Annotated in this window: 15 protein-coding genes; 11 read left to right on the top strand and 4 right to left on the bottom strand. The window is 65.7% G+C overall.

Going from position 1 to position 15,213, the window contains the following annotated elements; all coding sequences use genetic code 11:
• The first annotated feature begins 14 nt into the window (after positions 1–14).
• The 3 genes from JQ586_RS29130 to JQ586_RS29140 are packed head-to-tail and all read left to right on the top strand — an operon-like array spanning position 15 to position 4,282.
• A complete protein-coding gene (locus JQ586_RS29130; protein ID WP_212398069.1) occupies positions 15–1,568 on the top strand; it encodes a class I adenylate-forming enzyme family protein in 1,554 nt (517 codons plus the stop codon).
• A gap of 29 nt (positions 1,569–1,597) precedes the next feature.
• Positions 1,598–2,536, top strand: a complete 939-nt coding sequence (locus JQ586_RS29135; protein ID WP_212398070.1) for an AEC family transporter — start codon at positions 1,598–1,600, stop codon at positions 2,534–2,536.
• A 33-nt stretch (positions 2,537–2,569) separates the two neighbouring features.
• The gene (locus JQ586_RS29140) at positions 2,570–4,282 is read left to right on the top strand and encodes a thiamine pyrophosphate-binding protein (RefSeq protein WP_212398071.1); all 1,713 of its coding nucleotides are present in this window, start codon (positions 2,570–2,572) and stop codon (positions 4,280–4,282) included.
• Between the two features lie 68 nt (positions 4,283–4,350).
• Here JQ586_RS29140 and JQ586_RS29145 read toward each other — a convergent pair whose 3' ends face one another.
• The 4 genes from JQ586_RS29145 to fliL are packed head-to-tail and all read right to left on the bottom strand — an operon-like array spanning position 4,351 to position 7,314.
• A complete protein-coding gene (locus JQ586_RS29145) occupies positions 4,351–5,151 on the bottom strand; it encodes a MotE family protein (RefSeq protein WP_212398072.1) in 801 nt (266 codons plus the stop codon).
• Positions 5,148–5,603, bottom strand: coding sequence for a DUF6468 domain-containing protein (locus JQ586_RS29150; protein ID WP_212398073.1), 456 nt, complete (start codon positions 5,601–5,603; stop codon positions 5,148–5,150). The genes JQ586_RS29145 and JQ586_RS29150 overlap by 4 nt, the downstream gene beginning before the upstream one ends.
• The gene (gene fliM, locus JQ586_RS29155) at positions 5,600–6,802 is read right to left on the bottom strand and encodes a flagellar motor switch protein FliM (RefSeq protein ID WP_212398074.1); all 1,203 of its coding nucleotides are present in this window, start codon (positions 6,800–6,802) and stop codon (positions 5,600–5,602) included. Before fliM ends, JQ586_RS29150 begins: the two co-directional genes overlap by 4 nt.
• 17 nt (positions 6,803–6,819) lie before the next feature.
• Positions 6,820–7,314, bottom strand: coding sequence for a flagellar basal body-associated protein FliL (gene fliL, locus JQ586_RS29160; RefSeq protein WP_212398075.1), 495 nt, complete (start codon positions 7,312–7,314; stop codon positions 6,820–6,822).
• Between the two features lie 386 nt (positions 7,315–7,700).
• Between fliL and flgF the strand changes: the two genes are divergently transcribed.
• The 8 genes from flgF to JQ586_RS29200 all read left to right on the top strand — a co-directional run bounded on the left by flgF (position 7,701) and on the right by JQ586_RS29200 (position 15,195).
• Positions 7,701–8,465, top strand: coding sequence for a flagellar basal-body rod protein FlgF (gene flgF / locus JQ586_RS29165; protein ID WP_212398076.1), 765 nt, complete (start codon positions 7,701–7,703; stop codon positions 8,463–8,465).
• A 15-nt stretch (positions 8,466–8,480) separates the two neighbouring features.
• Positions 8,481–9,269 (top strand): flagellar basal-body rod protein FlgG, encoded by a 789-nt coding sequence (gene flgG / locus JQ586_RS29170; protein WP_212398077.1) that lies wholly within the window; start codon positions 8,481–8,483, stop codon positions 9,267–9,269.
• Positions 9,270–9,271: 2 nt separating this feature from the next.
• Positions 9,272–10,363 (top strand): flagellar basal body P-ring formation chaperone FlgA, encoded by a 1,092-nt coding sequence (gene flgA / locus JQ586_RS29175; protein ID WP_212398078.1) that lies wholly within the window; start codon positions 9,272–9,274, stop codon positions 10,361–10,363.
• Between the two features lie 4 nt (positions 10,364–10,367).
• A complete protein-coding gene (gene flgH, locus JQ586_RS29180) occupies positions 10,368–11,120 on the top strand; it encodes a flagellar basal body L-ring protein FlgH (protein WP_212398079.1) in 753 nt (250 codons plus the stop codon).
• A 295-nt stretch (positions 11,121–11,415) separates the two neighbouring features.
• Positions 11,416–11,862, top strand: coding sequence for a hypothetical protein (locus JQ586_RS29185; RefSeq protein ID WP_249148287.1), 447 nt, complete (start codon positions 11,416–11,418; stop codon positions 11,860–11,862).
• Between the two features lie 94 nt (positions 11,863–11,956).
• Complete coding sequence (locus tag JQ586_RS29190; protein ID WP_212398080.1) at positions 11,957–12,250, top strand: antibiotic biosynthesis monooxygenase; 294 nt, start codon at positions 11,957–11,959, stop codon at positions 12,248–12,250.
• A 266-nt stretch (positions 12,251–12,516) separates the two neighbouring features.
• The gene (locus tag JQ586_RS29195) at positions 12,517–13,380 is read left to right on the top strand and encodes a DUF427 domain-containing protein (RefSeq protein WP_212398081.1); all 864 of its coding nucleotides are present in this window, start codon (positions 12,517–12,519) and stop codon (positions 13,378–13,380) included.
• 51 nt (positions 13,381–13,431) lie between these two features.
• Entirely contained in the window at positions 13,432–15,195 is a 1,764-nt protein-coding gene (locus tag JQ586_RS29200; RefSeq protein WP_212398082.1) for an MOSC and FAD-binding oxidoreductase domain-containing protein, read from the top strand.
• The last annotated feature ends 18 nt before the right edge of the window (positions 15,196–15,213 follow it).

Genomic DNA, 15,213 nt, shown 5'->3' on the forward strand with positions numbered 1-15,213 from the left:
TCGAGGATTCGACCATGAAGGACCTCTTGAATTTCGGTGAGATGCTGTCGGTGCACGCGCGGCTTGCGCCGAACAGTCTGGGCACCCGTGACCTCGACCGCTCGATGACGTTCGGCCAGTGGAACGATCGCGCCTGCCGCCTCGCCAACGCCTTGCTGGGCCTTGGTCTGGTCAAAGGCGACCGGGTCGCAATTCTTGCCTACAACTGCGTCGAGTGGAGCGAGATCTTCGCAGCCACCGCAAAGGCTGGGCTCGTCGCCCTGCCGATCAACTTCCGGCTGGTCGGCAAGGAAGTCGAATTCATCGTCAACAACGCCGAGGCGGCTGCCGTCATCGTCCAGGACGAGCTGGTCGGCGTCGTCGAGGAAATCCGGGATGCGCTTCCCGTCAAGGCCGATCGCTTCATTCACTTCGGCACAAGGCAGTGCCCGGCGGGATATCGCGACTATGAAGCATTCCTGTCGGCCGGGAGTGCCCGCGAGACCAACCAGCACGTCGCGCTGTCCGATCCCTGGACATTGATGTACACGTCCGGAACCACGGGCAACCCGAAGGGCGTGGTGCGCAGCCATCGCAGCGCGGTGCTGCTGTCGATGGTCACCGAGATCGAGCTTGGCCTGCATCGAACGGATGGCGCGCTCCTCGTGATGCCGATGTGCCACGCCAATTCGCTGAACTTCTTTGGCGCGTTTGGTTATTGCGGCGGCGTCAACTCGATTTATTCCCGCAAGAGCTTCGATCCCGAGCATGCCGTCAAGACGCTGGCCGAGGGCGGCTCGACCTTCACCTCGCTAGTCCCGACGCACTACATCATGATGCTCGGCCTGCCGCAGGCAACCCGCGCCAAATACAATTTCGACGCTGTCACCAAGCTCATGATCTCGTCTGCGCCCGCGCGTCCTGAAACCAAGCGCGAGGTGATGGACATGTTCCCCAACTCCGGCCTGTTCGAACTCTACGGCGCGACCGAGACCGGCTGGGTGACCATGCTGCATCCGCACGAGCAATTCACCAAGCTGGGTTCGGTCGGTCGCGAATGCGTCGGCGCAGCGCCGATCAAGCTCCTCGACGAGGCCGGCAACGAGGTGCCGGACGGAGAAACCGGCGAGCTGTACTCCTGCAACGCGCACACATTCGACAGCTATTGGCGCCTGCCGGAGAAGACCGCACAGGCGTTCCGCGGCGACTATTGCTCGGTCGGCGACATGGCTCGTCGCGATGCCGACGGATACATCCACCTCTCCGACCGCAAGAGCAACATGATCATCTCGGGCGGCGAGAACATCTATCCGTCCGAGGTCGAGGCCCTGGTCGGCGCGCATCCGCTCGTCAAGGACGTCGCCGTGATCGGACTGCCGGACGACAAGTGGGGCGAGAGCGTGCATGCCGTCATCGTGCTGCATGACGGCGCAGCCCTGACGGAGGGCGAGCTGAGCGCGTGGTCGAAGGAACGCATGGCCGGTTTCAAGCGTCCGCGGTCCTACAAGTTCATCACTGAGGACGAGATGCCGCGCAATGCCACCGGCAAGGTCCTTCATCGCGAACTGAAGAAGAGATTTTCCGACTGACCCGGTGAACGAGAGCGTCCCGACGTATCATGCAGGCTGTCCTCAACTCCGCATTGCCGGTCTTCGCGTTGATCCTGACAGGGTTCATCTGCGGATTCTTCGGCGTGTTCGACAAGACGGCAACCGACAATCTCAATCGATTTGCGATCTACCTGGCGCTGCCATCGCTGATGTTCACGGCGATGTCCAGGATCCGGCCGGACCAGGTTCAGCAGTTCGGCTTCGCAGCGGCGTTCTGCGGCGGTTTTGCCGTCACCTTCGCCGTCGCTTTCGTGGTGAGCCGCCTGCGAGGCCGGCGCGTGGCCAACGCGAGTGTCGAGGGGCTGGATGCCGGCTACAGCAATGTCGGCTTCATGGGCATCCCGATGTGCCTGCTGGTGTTTGGACCGGAAAGCGCCCCCGCCTCTATCATCGCCACGCTGTTCACGGCCTGCGTCCTCTTCCTGTTTGCGATCGTCGTGATCGAAATCGATTTGCAGAAAGCGGACGGCTTCTGGTCCACCAGCGCCAGGGTCACGCGCGCCATCTTTACCAGCCCACTCCTCATCGCGCCGGTCGCCGGCCTCGCCGTTGGGCTGAGCGGCCTGACCGTGCCTGCCCCGTTCGCGAGCTTTACGTCCATCCTCGGCGGAGCCGCGTCCCCTGCCGCGCTTGTCTGCATCGGACTCTTCCTGGCGCAAGAGCGGGTCGTCACCAATGACATCGGCTCCATCGCCCTGCTCGTTTCGATGAAGCTCGTCCTGCAGCCTGCAGTGACCGCATTCCTGGCTTTCCGCGTTTTCTCGATGCCGCCACTGTGGTCGCACTCTGCGGTGATCCTGAGCGCGCTGCCGATCGGATCGGGACCTTTCACCATCGCCAAGCTTTATGGGCTCGAGGCCGGCGTCACCTCGGGCTCGATCCTGGCTTCCCATGTCTTCGCCGTTCTGACCGTCTCGCTTCTCGTCGCCTGGCTCGCGCAGATCTGATCCATGCAACTCTAACAGCACCGGAGTTCCCCGATGAAAGCCCTTCCCGACAGTGCCGCCGACCTGATTGCCCGCCTTCTGAAACGCCGCGGCGTCACGCGCGTCTTCGCACTCTGCGGCGGCCACATCATGCCGATCTGGATGCGGCTTGACGCGGAGGGCATCCGCATCATCGACGTTCGCGACGAGCGCGCCGCCGTTCACATGGCACAGGCGCATTCGGAGTTGACCGGCGAGCTGGGTGTCGCGCTGGTGACGGCAGGCCCGGGCATGACCAACGCGATCACGGGCATCGCCAATGCACATGTTTCGCGCGCGACGGTCCTGGTCATTTCAGGGGGTAATCCGCGGCCGCAGGAAAACCGTGGCGGCCTGCAGGACATGGACCACACGCAGCTGGTCCGATCGATCACCCGCTATGCCCGCACGGTGCGCGAACCGTCGCTGGTGCTTCAGGAACTCGACGAGGCGATCTCGCGCGCCTTCGGCGAAGGTGGCGAGCCGGGTCCGTCCTATATCGATTTTCCGACCGACACGCTGCGCGGCATCGTGCCGAAGGCGCTGCAGCTCGAAGAGCATCTGTCGGCCAAGCCGCGTACCGTCACCCTTCCCGACCCGGCGCAAATTGCCCGCGCGGTCGATGTGCTCTGGTCGGCGAAGCGCGTGCTGGTGATTTCGGGACGCGGCGCCCGTGGCGCCGGCCCGGAGCTCGTCTCGCTGCTCGATCGTCTCGGAGCCGTCTATCTCGACACCGGCGAGAGCCGCGGGCTGGTGCCGGACAGCCACCCATCCGTGGTCGGCGCGATGCGCGGCGCCGTCATGGGTGACGCCGACGTGGTCCTCACCGTCGGACGCCGGCTCGACTTCCAGCTCGCCTACGGCTCTCCGGCCGTGTTCCAGTCCGCCAAATTCGTCCGGATCAGCGATACACCGTCCGAAATGCGCGACAACCGTCGCGGCGCCGTCGAGATCCTGGCGTCGCCCGCCGAGACACTCCGCGCCATGGTCGAACATGCCGGCAATCGCGCTTCCGAGGTCGACCGGCAATGGGCTGCGAAACTGCACGCCGGCCACGAGGAGCGCGCGAAGAAGCTGCAGGCGAGCATGGCCGCCGCGCCAAACGGCTCCGACGGCAAGCTGCATCCGAACAAGGTCCTCTCCGAAATCCAGAAGGCCATCGGCAACGACTCCGTCGTCATCACCGACGGCGGCGACTTCCTCGCTTTCGCGCGTGTCGGGCTCAATGCGCCCTTGATGCTCGACCCGGGCCCTTTCGGCTGCATCGGCATCGGCGTGCCTTACGGCATTGCGGCCAGCCTCGCATTCCCGGACAAGCCGGTCGTGGTGGCGACCGGCGACGGCGCCTTCGGCTTCAATGCCATCGAGGTCGACACGGCCGTACGGCACAAGGCCCCGGTCCTGATCGTCGTTGCCAACAACGGAGCCTGGCAGATCGAAGTGCATGACCAGACCGTCACCCATGGCAAGGTGGTCGGCACCCGACTGCAAGTCGCCGACTATGCGGGCATGGCCCGCTCCTTCGGCATGCACGCCGAGCGGGTCGAAACCGAAGAGCAACTCGGACCCGCGATCCAGCGCGCGCTGGCCAACCGCCCTGCGCTCCTCGACATGGTCGTGACGCCGGAGGCGATTTCGTCCGACGGCAAGACCGGTCTTGCCTGGGTGCCCGATCTGCAGCCGCTCGCGGCCTGGGACGAGGCCGAGCGCAAGTGGCGGGCGTCCTGATGCGACAGGACATCGCGGAAACCGCGTTGGAGGGATGCCGGTGTCTGCGTTTGCGGTGGGCTGGCCCGTCACCCCTTCGGCGTCAGCATCTTGCCTTCGATCTTGGGGAGATCGTCTGATGGTGAGGTGTTGCCGCCGGCGCGGCGGGCTAGCTCGACGGTAAGGCGCTCGGCGGCTTCGGGCTGCATCAGGCCGAGGATATCGGACATCTTGCGCGGCTGGATCTGCGAGGCGATCTCGTAGAGCACGCTCATGTCGAGGCGGTCGAACACCTTGGCGGCGTCCTTCGGCTTCATGTTCTCGTACATCGTGACGATGCCCTTGAAGCGGGCGGCGTCGGCCTTGGCCTTCTCGGCCGCGGCGGCGTTCGCCTGGGCATCATTGGCCTTGGCTTCCTCGACCTTGGCCTCGATGCGCTTCTCGGCGGCCTTCAGGAGGCTTTCACGGATATCGACCTCGCGCGCCCGCTGCTCGATCTCCTGGCGGCGCGCCTGCAGCCGCTCCAGGATCGCGCGCTCGGACGCCGACACCGGCGCGGTCTGATCCATGTTGACCACGACGCCGTCGGGCTTGGGCACGGCGGCTGCGGGCGGTGCGGGCTTCGGCGCCTCGGTCTTCTCATCCTTCTTTTCGGCTTCCACCGATCCCGTGATGTCGGAGGAATCGGCCTTCACCGTGGTGTCGGCGGCAACCCTGCGGGCGCCGGGAAAGTTGATATTGTCCTGGGCCCATGAGCGGCCGGCCGACGGCGAATCGTAGTCGAACACATAGCCGCCATCGAGCACGAGGCCGGCGATCTTCAGCACCATCAGGCCGAAGATCGCGACCAGCACAACCGGCATCACCCTGATGTCACGGAACGACTTCATGCAGCGAGGCCGCTGGCCCTCCGGCGCTCGGTGAAGGCTTCGGCGGCCGCGGCGACCGCACGCGCGCCCGAGACCCGCGGCGCCGGTGCAGGAGCGGGCGTGGGCGCCGGCGCAGGTTCAGCCGGCCGCGCCGCCAGCGCGATCTTGGACAGGCGGCGCACCACGTTATCGCCTTCGGCGAGCTGGCCCTTCAGCTGCATCGACATCGCGGCTGCCGCGTCGATCTGATTGCCGAGATTCTCGTTGACGTCGCGCACGGTGTGCTTGAGCCCGCCGATCGCGCGTTCGGCGATCTCGGTCGCGGTGATCAGCTCGGCGATGACAGCCTTCAGCGAGTGCTCGTCCGCCTTCAGCCGCTGCAGCCGCTTGTTGAGCAGCCAGCAATAGCCGATCGTCAGCATCAGAAGCACCGCAACCAGACTCTCGATTGCCATGCCCAGCAAATGACTCATGGAGCCTCCATCATCTTGGTCTGCTCGTCCGCCTTCTCGAACATCGCGAAGGTGGTTTGTGGTTTGCGCAAATTCTTGGTGACGCGGATCGCGACGCGGTCGCCGACCCGGCCCATCCGCCCCTCGGTCAGGGTGACATTGCCGCAGCGCACGGAGACCAGCGAATTGGCTCCGATATCCAGCGGCAGCGTGTCGCCGACCTTCAGCCGCATCAGCTGCTTCAGCGGGATGTCGGCCTCGTAGAGCACGGCGTCGACCGAGATCTCGGCCTGCGCCACCTCGGTGGCGAAATGGCCTTCCCAGATCGGGTCGCGGCCGAACTTTTCGCCCATGAACATCTGCAACAGCACGTTGCGGATCGGCTCGATGGTGGCGTAGGGCAGCAGCAGCTCGACATTGCCGCCGCGGTCTTCCATGTCGATGCGCAGGCGCACCAGGATCGCGGCATTGGCCGGACGACTGATCGCGGCAAAGCGCGGATTGGTCTCCAGCCGATCGATCGTGAAGGTCACCGGCGACAGCGGGCGGAACGCCTGCTCGGCATCCGCCAGCACGACCTCGACCAGCCGCTTCACCAGATTGGTCTCGATCGTGGTGTAGGGCCGGCCCTCGATGCGCAGCTGGGTCTGGCCGCGGCGGCCGCCGAGCAGCACGTCGATCATCGAATAGATCAGGCTGGAATCGACGGTGGCGAGGCCGAAATTCTCCCATTCCTCCGCCTTGAACACCGAGAGCACCGCCGGCAGCGGGATCGAGTTCATGTAGTCGCCGAAGCGCACCGAGGTGATGCGGTCGAGCGAGACCTCGACGTTGTCGGAGGTGAAGTTGCGCAGGCTCGTCGTCATCAACCGCACCAGGCGGTCGAACACGATTTCGAGCATCGGAAGGCGCTCGTAGGACACCATCGCGGAATCGATGATGGCGCGGATGCCGGAATGATCGTCGAGGTTGACGTCGCCGACGGTGAAGCCGAGGAGATTGTCGATCTCCTCCTGCGACAGCACGCGCTCGCCATTGGTGCTCTTGGTGCCGAAGTCGCGGCTGCCGTCCTCGACCATGGCCGCCCATTGCAGCGCCATGCTCTCGGTGAGCTCGTTCTTGGCGGCTTCCGATGCGGCGGTCGCGGGGTCCTCGGAATCGAGCGAGGCTTCCCATTGCGCCGCAATGGCGTCCTGGTCCATCTGGTCGTTGCCGGCCATGGCTTATCCCTGCCCCGTCACTGGATCACGACTTCCTTGAACAGCACTGCGCTCACCTGGTTGGGCGCGACCGCGAGATTGACCCGCTTGGTCAGCTCCTCCTTGAGGCGGAACAGGCCAGCCGAGCCGTTGAGGTCGCTCGGGCGCAGCTCGCGCATATAGGTCTGGAACAGGTCGGTGACGCGCGGCAGCGACGGCTTGATGGCCTCGGCCTGCTTCTCTTCCTTGACCTCGAGCACGAGCTTCAGTTTCAGGTATTGCACGCGTTCGCCGGGGGCGCCGACCAGGTTGACCAGCATGTCGGGGATGTCGACGAAGGACGGCGGCTTCGGCGGCGGCGCGGCCTCGGCGTGCTGCTCGTCGCCATGGCCACGCATGAAGAAGAACCATCCGGCACCGGCGCCGACCACGACGAGGAAGCCTGCCGCGGCGAGGATCAGCTTGAGCTTGCCCTTCTTCGCAGGCGCGGCTGCTGCGCCTTCAGCGCCTTCCGTCTTGTCCTCGTCAGCCATCGTCCGCCCGCTTCACCTTGAGAGGGATGCGAACGCGATTGCCACCAGCCTTGGCTTGAAGACGCGATACAAATGCCGCCGGAGCATACGCGCCCCAATGGCGGCAACTCTGGAGTGACAATGGTTAACGGAACCTTAGGATTACCGTTCAACTAGGAAAAAACTGCCGGGCAAACATGGTCAACAAGACCTTTCTGCCGCCCTGCTCCACATCCGGAAATCCGTCTAACCCATTCACACAGCACAATATTCCAAGTTGGCACGGCTTTCGCTGAGAGGATGGCGTGACCTCGAGGGTTTGGGAGAACCCGGAGGTCAACGCCGATCCGGTCGAAGGCTTGGGAGAGCCTCTCGCAATCGGGTCACCTCACAGGGGAGAACCACCGATGCAGAATGCGCTTCTGATCGGACTATCGAAGCAGATGGTGCTGGAACGGCAGATCGACGTCGTCGCCAACAACATCGCCAACATGAACACCAACGGTTTCAAGGCCGACCGTTCGCTGTTCGAGGAATATCTGTCGTCGAGCGCGCATGAGGACAATTTCGCGCCCCGCGACCGCCGCGTCTCGTTCGTCCAGGACCGCGCCACCTATCACGACTTCTCGCAGGGCCCGACCGAAGAAACCAAGAACCCGCTCGACGTCGAGATCGACGGCGGTGGCTTCCTGGCTGTGCAGACGCCCGCCGGCGAGCGCTACACCCGCGACGGCAGCCTGCAGATCAACAACCAGGGCCAGCTCGTCACCGCCGAGGGCTACCAGGTGCTCGGCAATTCCGGCCCGATCGTGTTCCAGCAGACCGACCACGACGTCAGCATCGCCGCGGACGGCGAGATCTCGGTGCAGGAAGGCACCTCGAGGACCGACTCGATCCGCGGCAAGCTGCGCCTCGTCTCGTTCGCGCAGGCCCAGAGCCTGCTGAAGGAAGGCTCCAACCTCTATTCACCAGGCGAGGGCAACGCGCCGATCGCCGATACCGAGTCGACGGTGCGGCAGGGCTTCATCGAGAAGTCCAACGTCAATTCGGTCACCGAGATGAGCCGCATGATCGAGATCTCGCGGACCTACGCCCAAATCGCGACGCTGCTGCAGCAGCAGAGCGACCTGCACAAATCGGCGATCGAGAAGCTCGCCGACGTGCCGACCTGACGGGGGAACTGACCCATGCGCGCACTTTATACCGCGGCGACCGGGATGGCGGCCCAGGAGCTCAACGTCCAGGTCATCTCCAACAACATCGCGAACCTGCAGACCACCGGCTACAAGAAGCAACGCGCCGCGTTTCAGGACCTGATCTACGACCATGTGCGCCGGGTCGGCGCGCAGGCCTCGCAGCAGAACACCATCCTGCCTGTCGGCATCGACCTCGGCGGCGGCGTCAAGACCGTCGGCACGCCGCGGATGATGACGCAGGGCACGCTATCGCCCACGGGCAACACGCTCGACGTCGCGATCCGCGGCGACGGCTTCTTCAAGATCCTGATGCCGGACGGCACCTTCACCTACACCCGCGACGGTTCGTTCCAGATGGACAACCAGGGCCGCATCGTCAACGCGCAGGGCAACCCGGTGCAGCCGACGATCACGATCCCGCAGAACGCCTCCGGAATCACCATCAACACCCAGGGCCAGGTCTCGGTGACGCTGCCGGGCCAGACCGCCTCCACGACGATCGGCCAGATCGGCCTGACGCGCTTCATCAACGAGGCCGGCCTCAACCCGATCGGCGACAATCTGTTCCAGGATACGCCGGCGTCCGGCCAGCCGCAGGACGGCATCGCCTCGACCGACGGCTATGGCGACATGCAGCAGGGCAATCTCGAGCAGGCCAATGTCGAGGTCGTCAGCGAAATCTCCAATCTGATCGCAGCCCAGCGTGCCTACGAGATGAACTCCAAGGTGATCTCCGCCGCCGACCAGATGATGCAGACCACGTCCCAACTGTTCCGCTGAGGATGATGTCGATGATCGCCCGCCCTCTCCTGACCGCCGCCGCCCTGCTGATGGTCTCCGCGACCGCTCTGGCGGTCACCGTGGCGCCATCGGTCGCGCAAAGCGCCGGTGCCGGCGCGAGCGAGACCATCGCGCCGCCGGCACTGCGCGGCAACGTCACGGTGTCCGACGACATCGTGCGGGTCGGCGACCTCGTCGAGAATGCCGGCAGCTCGGCCAGCATCGCGATCTACCGTGCGCCCGATCTCGGCACCACCGGAACGCTGCCGGTCGCGCAGGTACTCAACATCCTGCGCGCCCGTCAGGTGATCGGCGTCGACACCCGCGATCTCAAGGAAATCACCGTGACGCGGCCGGCGCGCACCATCGACGCCAAGGAGATCGAGCAGCAGGTCGCGCGCGCGCTCGATCACCGCCACGGCCTCGGCGATGCCGCCAACGTCAGCCTGACCTTCGACCGCGATCCCGGCGATATCAGGTTGGAATCCACCAACAGCGGCGCGTTGCAGCCCGTCGCGGCACGCTACGAGCCGCGCACCGCCCGCTTCGACGTCACCTTCGAGATCGGCAACGACACCGGCGCCGCGCCGCTCAAGCTGCGCTTCACCGGCACTGCAATCGAGACCATCGAGGCTGCGATCCTGACCCGCACGCTCGAGCGCGGCGACGTGCTGAAGGCGTCCGACGTGGTGGTCGAACGCCGCCCGAAGGCCGAGGTCGGAAACGACGCCGCAGTGCGCGACAGCGTGATCGGCATGCAGGCCCGCCGTCAGATCGGCGCCGGCCGCGCGCTGCGCGTCACCGATCTCGCCAAGCCCGATCTGGTCACCCGCGACCAGAACGTCACGCTGATCTACCAGAACGGCGGTCTGTATCTGACGATCCGCGGCAAGGCGATGGATGGCGGCGCCGAAGGCGACGTCGTCAGCGTGATGAATCTGCAGTCCCAGCGCGTCATCTCCGGCACCGTGATCGGCCGCGGACAGGTTGCGATCGCAGTCGCCACCCCGCGCCCGGCGCCGGTCGCCGACGCGACCACCGCGCCTGGCTCCGCTCCGATCAAGCTCAGTTCAGTTGCTCCAAACGCCGAGTAAGTTCATGTCCCCGTTTCGTATCAACCGTCTCCTGTTGACCAGCTCCCTGCTCGTGCTCGGAACCATCGCCAGCGGTTGCTCATCGATCGACCGTCTCTCCCAGATCGGCGAGCAGCCGAAGCTGACCGCGATCGACAATCCGACCACAGCTCCCGGCTACAAGCCGGTGCAGATGCCGATGCCGAAGCCCGAGGTCGCCTCCTACAGCCCGAACTCGCTGTGGCGAAGCGGCTCCCGCGCCTTCTTCAAGGACCAGCGCGCCGCACGCGTGGGCGACATCCTGACCGTCACGGTGAACATCACCGACAAGGCCGCGATCGCCAACGAGACGCAACGCAGCCGCACCAGCACCGAAGATTCCGGCGTCACCAACTTCCTGGGATCGCAGACCATCACGCAGGCCAACAAGATCCTGCCCGGCCGCCTGCTCACCACCGATTCGACGTCCAACAGCGACGGCAAGGGTTCGGTGAACCGCCAGGAAGCCCTGCAGACCAACGTCGCCGCCGTCGTCACCCAGGTGCTGCCGAACGGCAACCTCGTGGTCGAAGGCAAGCAGGAGATCCGGGTCAACTACGAAATCCGCGAACTCGTCGTCGCCGGCATCGTGCGCCCGGAGGACATCCAGAGCGACAACACCATCGATTCGTCGAAGATCGCACAGGCCCGCATCGCCTATGGCGGCCGCGGCCAGATCACCGACGTGCAACAGCCGCGCTACGGCCAACAGGTGATGGACGTCCTGCTACCGTTCTAAGACAGCGGGAACCGGTTTTCGGAACTGGATCATGCCCGACTGAAGAGTCTTCACGAGCTCCCACATCTCGTCGCGAACCTAGGCGCGGCGCGGTGTACCGGCACGGCCCTCGCTAGCTCCCCTGGCGAGGGCCGTGTCATTTTCTGACGTGGCGGAAGCTGCGCGAACTGCGCCCGATACCTCCGCGCGCAGATTCCACGATCGCCTTCTCGACTCGTTAACCGTCGCCGCAACGCGCAGTGGCGGTCGGCGCGATTGCACCGTAGCAAGGCGGCAACGCAGGGTTTTCCAGTTGATGGCCATGCTCAGGGACGGTCAGTATGCGGCGTGGTTCCGGACGCCGCGCGGCGAAGGTACCGGAATTGTCCGTCTCGCAGACGGCAAGATCTCAGGCGGCGACACGATGTTCGCCTATGGCGGCACCTACGAGGTCGACGACAACAATTTCACCGCGACTTTGACGACGCGCCGCTTCGCCGAGAGCTCGAGCACAACCGTGTTCGGTTGCGACGAGGTCGAGGCGCGGCTGACCGGCCGGTTCAACGGCACCACCGCGGTGTGCTGGGGAGCAGCCAAGGAGGCGCCCGGCATCCGCTTCGAGGCCACGCTGTTCCTGCAGCAGCAGGAGCTGCCGACCGCGCCCGGCCCGACATCCCCGCCGCCGCGCGGCGACCTCACCAGATTGCCGCAGACGCCGCACAGCCGCCGCGCCGCAAAGCAGATCGTGACGCGCCTCACCTGAACTCTCACTGATCCGGATGGCGTCTCCCCGCCTCCAGGCGTACCATCGCGCATGCGCCAGGCGCATCCGATCGCAAGCCGGAAGGGAGGACCTCATGTACGCCGCCATCCGTCAGGCCAGGGCGAAAGCTGGCACCGCCGAAGAACTCGCACGCCGGATCAAGGAAGGCGCGATCCCGATCATCAGCGACGTCGAGGGCTTCATGGCCTATTACGTGGTCTATGCCGGCGACGACACGGTGACCGCGATCAGCGTCTTCAACAACTTCGCCGGCGCCGAGGAGGCCAATCGCCGCGCGCTGACCTGGATCGACGACAATCTCGGTCCGCTCCTGGTCGGCCAGGCCAGCGCGGTGGCAGGTCCCGTGATCGTTCATACCATGGCGTGACGGCCGGGACCGCGCGAGCCGTCGCGCGCAAGCCGCACGCCCGCGGATCGCGCACGGCTGCGCGCGGCAAGCTTCAGGAAACGTCGTGTGTTGCGTCGTCCGCATCGGACCCGGCAGCCCATACCAAGGTGTGCGGTCGGACGTACCAAGATGCAGGGCGCGCGGGAGCCCGAAAGTCGCCATCCTTGCCGGGAAAATTCACGGCCGGATCCGCGGCCGGCGGACACCCGCCGGCGCCGATCGTCAAAACCGATTGGGGAAGCGTCATGGGATTGTCCTGGCAACAAGGTCCGCTTTCATCGGGTGCGATCGGCCGCTTCCTTGTGCCCGAACCGTTGCCCGGGAGACTGCTCTACGTCGAGCGGCTACGCAGGCGGATGCGCGTGCAGTTCGGAGGAAACTGGATCGCCGACAGCGAAAACGTCGTCCTGCTGTTCGAGCCGGGCCGTTATCCGGTCGCCTATTTCCCGGAAACCGATGTCGCTCCCCATGTGCTGGAACGCAGCGACCATACCACCCGGCATCCCGATCTCGGACCGACTTCCTGGTATGGCGTACGGTCGAGCGAGCAGCACGTGGCGGCGCGCGGGGCGTGGCAGCATACCGGCCTGCCCGCCTACGCCGGCGAATTGCAGGCGCGCGTCGCGTTTGCCTGGCGCACGATGGACGCCTTCTATGAAGAAGACGAGCGGATCGTGGGCCATGCCGCCGACCCCTACCACCGCATCGACATTCGCCAGGCCTCCCGCAACCTCGTGGTCCGCCATGCTGACCGGGTCATCGCCGACACCAGGCGGCCGCTGGTGCTCTACGAGTCGGGCTTCGCGCCGCGCTGGTACGTTCCGCGCGACGACATCGACGTATCGGCATTGACGCCCGTGAAGCTTCAGACCTTTTGCCCCTACAAGGGGCTCTGCAGCTATTACTCCATCGGCGAAGCGCGCCAGGCGGCGTGGTCGTATCCAGAGGCCTATCCCGAGGTGCGCCGGATCTCCAACCTGGTCTCGTTCGAACCCGAGATCGTCGCGGTTCATCTCGACGGCACCCGGCTCCATCTCGAACCGGGCCAGTCGGTGGTGCCGCACGGACCCGATCGCAACCTCGACGTCGCCGAGATCGTCCGCGAGTGAGGACGCACCCTGCGGCCGATAACCGGCCGCGAGACGGAAGCGGAGCGAGCCATGGCGCGGCTGCTGTCGGTGAATGTCGGACTTCCTCGCGACATCGACTGGAAGGGTCGCACCGTCCGCACCGGGATATGGAAGACCCCGGTGCCCGGCCGCTGCCGGGTCGGCCGGTTGAATCTGGCCGGTGACGGCCAGGGCGACCTCGCCGGCCACGGCGGCGAGCAGCGCGCCGTCTTCGTCTACCAGATCGAATCCTACCGCCACTGGCAGGATCAACTGAACCGGACCGACTTTGTCCACGGACAGTTCGGCGAGAACTTCACGATCGAAGGGTTGCCCGACGATGCCGTGTGCATCGGTGACCGTTACCGGATCGGCAGCGCACTGTTCGAGGTCACCCAGCCGCGCGTGACCTGTTATCGCGTCGGCATCCGCGTGAACGAGCCGCGCATGCCGGCATTGCTGACGTCAAGCGGACGGCCCGGATTCTACTTTCGCGTGCTCAGGGAGGGCGACGTCGGCGCCGGCGACGACATCGTCAAGGAAGAAGAGGCGAGCGAGCGGATGACCGTTGCCGAGATCAACGCGCTGCTCTATTCGCCCGATCATCCACGCGATCGACTGGAGCGCGCGTTGCGGATCGAAGCGCTGTCCGCCGGATGGCGCCGGTCATTCGAGGCAATACTGCAAAGCCAGGTCACCGGCGCAGCCGGCGGCAATGCCGGCCTTGCGCCGGCGGCGGCGGCGCATCCGGTCGCGCCGGGATTCCGTCCACTCGCGATCACGGCGATCGACCGGGAGTCCGCGGACGTCGTCTCCCTGACGATGCGGGATCCGGACGGGCGGCCGCTGCCGGCGGCGCGGCCCGGCCAGTACGTCGTGCTTCGCCTTCGACCGCCCGCCGCTGCCTCGCCGCTGTTTCGCAGCTACTCGCTCTCCGGTCCCGTTTCGTCGGAGCAGCGTCGGATCAGTGTGAAGCTCGAGCTCGACGGAGCTGCGGGAGCCTACCTGCACCACCACGTCCAGGTCGGCGACATCATCGACGTCAGCTCGCCGCGCGGCAACTTCTTCCTGCAATCCGGGGATCGGCCCGTCGTGCTGATGAGCGCCGGGATCGGAGCGACACCGGTCCTCGCGATGCTGCATGCGCTGGCCGAGGCTGGCGCGACGTCCCGCATCCTGTGGCTGCACGCGGCGCGCGACAGTCGGCATCATCCGTTTGCCGCCGAAGTGCGCCGTCTCATGCGCGGGCTCAGCCGCGGCCGCAGCCATGTGTGCTACAGCAGGCCAGGCATGAGCGACAGGATCGGTGAGGATTTCGACGCCAGCGGTCATCTGTCCCGATCGGTGTTCGACGAGGTGGGCATGCCGCGCGAAGCGGACGTCTATCTTTGCGGACCGACCCGCTTCATGGCTGACATGAAGCAAGCGCTTGCCGCCTACGGCGTGGCGCCGGAACGGGTTCACCTGGAACTCTTCAACGGCGGCGAGTCGCGGACGCCCGGCGTCGTCGGCGCCGTGATACGGGCGCCTCATCCCCTCGCCGAGGATGCCGGCGCCGGTCCCCTGGTATCGTTCGCGCGAAGTGGCGTCGCCGCGCACTGGGACGCGTCAGCCTATCAGAGCATTCTGGAACTCGCCGAGGCATGCGACGTGCCGGTCCGTTGGGCGTGCCGGAGCGGCGTTTGCCACAGCTGCGAAAGCGGCTTGATTTCAGGCGCAATCGCCTACGGACCGACGCCGCTCGACATGCCCGCCGACGGCAATCTTCTCATCTGCTGCTCACGGCCGGCCGGCGACGTCGTCATCGATCTGTGATCGCGAACATCAAGCCGA

It is taken from the genome of Bradyrhizobium jicamae (assembly GCF_018130215.1).
In the GTDB taxonomy this organism is placed as follows: Bacteria; Pseudomonadota; Alphaproteobacteria; order Rhizobiales; family Xanthobacteraceae; genus Bradyrhizobium; species Bradyrhizobium jicamae_A.

Bases quoted from the DNA above. Each gene is read 5' to 3' on its own strand.
- flgF (WP_212398076.1), top strand. From the start codon at position 7,701: ATGCAGAATGCGCTTCTGATCGGACTATCGAAGCAGATGGTGCTGGAA.
- JQ586_RS29185 (WP_249148287.1), top strand. From the start codon at position 11,416: ATGGCCATGCTCAGGGACGGTCAGTATGCGGCGTGGTTCCGGACGCCG.
- fliM (WP_212398074.1), bottom strand. From the start codon at position 6,802: ATGGCCGGCAACGACCAGATGGACCAGGACGCCATTGCGGCGCAATGG.
- JQ586_RS29145 (WP_212398072.1), bottom strand. From the start codon at position 5,151: ATGAAGTCGTTCCGTGACATCAGGGTGATGCCGGTTGTGCTGGTCGCG.
- JQ586_RS29130 (WP_212398069.1), top strand. From the start codon at position 15: ATGAAGGACCTCTTGAATTTCGGTGAGATGCTGTCGGTGCACGCGCGG.
- flgH (WP_212398079.1), top strand. From the start codon at position 10,368: ATGTCCCCGTTTCGTATCAACCGTCTCCTGTTGACCAGCTCCCTGCTC.
- JQ586_RS29195 (WP_212398081.1), top strand. From the start codon at position 12,517: ATGGGATTGTCCTGGCAACAAGGTCCGCTTTCATCGGGTGCGATCGGC.
- JQ586_RS29135 (WP_212398070.1), top strand. From the start codon at position 1,598: ATGCAGGCTGTCCTCAACTCCGCATTGCCGGTCTTCGCGTTGATCCTG.
- flgG (WP_212398077.1), top strand. From the start codon at position 8,481: ATGCGCGCACTTTATACCGCGGCGACCGGGATGGCGGCCCAGGAGCTC.
- JQ586_RS29200 (WP_212398082.1), top strand. From the start codon at position 13,432: ATGGCGCGGCTGCTGTCGGTGAATGTCGGACTTCCTCGCGACATCGAC.
- fliL (WP_212398075.1), bottom strand. From the start codon at position 7,314: ATGGCTGACGAGGACAAGACGGAAGGCGCTGAAGGCGCAGCAGCCGCG.
- flgA (WP_212398078.1), top strand. From the start codon at position 9,272: ATGATGTCGATGATCGCCCGCCCTCTCCTGACCGCCGCCGCCCTGCTG.
- JQ586_RS29190 (WP_212398080.1), top strand. From the start codon at position 11,957: ATGTACGCCGCCATCCGTCAGGCCAGGGCGAAAGCTGGCACCGCCGAA.
- JQ586_RS29140 (WP_212398071.1), top strand. From the start codon at position 2,570: ATGAAAGCCCTTCCCGACAGTGCCGCCGACCTGATTGCCCGCCTTCTG.
- JQ586_RS29150 (WP_212398073.1), bottom strand. From the start codon at position 5,603: ATGAGTCATTTGCTGGGCATGGCAATCGAGAGTCTGGTTGCGGTGCTT.